The organism is uncultured Photobacterium sp., assembly GCF_947502415.1.
Lineage (GTDB): Bacteria > Pseudomonadota > Gammaproteobacteria > Enterobacterales > Vibrionaceae > Photobacterium.
In genome coordinates this window covers 1-1234 of record NZ_CANMZV010000083.1, presented here as the reverse complement: position 1 = coordinate 1234, position 1234 = coordinate 1, and the positions used below count along the sequence as shown (strand labels likewise).

1 protein-coding gene is annotated in these 1234 nt (G+C 38.7%); it reads left to right on the top strand.

Annotation, left to right across the window (positions count from 1 at the left end; genetic code table 11):
* The first annotated feature begins 627 nt into the window (after nt 1-627).
* Nucleotides 628-1221 carry a hypothetical protein gene (locus Q0852_RS23600; RefSeq protein WP_299022877.1) on the top strand — a complete coding sequence of 198 codons (594 nt, stop codon included), beginning with the start codon at nt 628-630 and terminating at the stop codon, nt 1219-1221.
* Nucleotides 1222-1234 lie beyond the last annotated feature (13 nt).

The following is a 1234-nucleotide window of genomic DNA, read 5'->3' as shown; positions in this document are numbered from 1 at the left end:
CTCTGGAGGCATTAAAAATTCAGAATATTGAGGTTTGCTTTGGTATCTCATAGCTGTTTTATTTGGTATTACAAACTAGCTAGTTTACCTGATAATTGGGCGGTAGTGTGTTCGTTTCGCTAGGTAAAATAACCAAATTACAGTAGGTTGTCGTAGCTGTGAAGCGGATTGTGAGTATCGCCATACAAAACAATCAAGGTGATGCGTTACACTCGGCGGTTATTACTGAAAATAGCCTCGATATGGCACTCACCTCATCACTACCAGGGTATTGTCGACCACCTACATATCGCTTTCTTTACATGTTATCTCTCAAGGAACCCTACAAACCCTAGAAACTCATTGAGTCATTTCAGTTCGTAGGGTTTATAGGGTTCGTAGTCGGCTGGGGGCACTCTTGACGAAATAACTTGCCCGAAGTTCTGGCTTGTTTATGTCCTAAACCGAGTTTGAGATAAGGAAAACACCTTTGGCTGCTATCTTGTTTTTCTATACCTCCAATAATTCGCATTAAACGAAATACAGATCACATATTTAGACTTGTGCTTACCCACATTGAGTAACCAGTGAGTAGAGGCTGATAATCACGGTAGAATCAGTGATAACTTCAGAATTAGGCTACAAAAAATGAATAAAGTAAAACTGTTGTCAACATTCGTGGAAAGAACAGGAGACGTTAAAATTCCTGTTGAGATCGATATTGATTCTTCAGGCAAAAATGAGAATGAAAACTATCAATCGCTACTAACAAGTATCAATAGCCTGTTAGATTTTGATAATTTAATTGTTCTTGCTGGTTCGGGAACTTCGTTAACTTTTACAGGTATTGCACCAAGCATGGGGCGATTGTGGGACAAATGTAAAGAGCAAAATCCTGAACAGTTCGAGGCTGTTCTTGATACTGTTCAGTATGATAAAAATCAGACCAAAATGGATACTGTAACAAATGAGCCTTGGGACGATATTGAGCTATTACTATCTTTATGTGATCAGTATATCGCCTTATTTCCCAATGAAGGCAAAACTATCCAGGTTAGGTCTTTCTTAGATCAGTCAAAGAAAACTATTTTAGATGAAACAAATTTTACAGATGATATTGAACCAAGTGATTGGGCTTCACATGATAAGTTTATCAGGACGTTAGGACGAAGAAGCCCCGGCGTTTTTCAAGGTAGTTGTCGCCTAATTATGTTTAAGCAGCTTGTTCCAGCTGCTCGTTGATATCTGGTTTCTC

Coding starts and splice junctions, on each gene's coding strand:
- Q0852_RS23600 (WP_299022877.1), top strand. CDS start 628: ATGAATAAAGTAAAACTGTTGTCAACATTCGTGGAAAGAACAGGAGAC.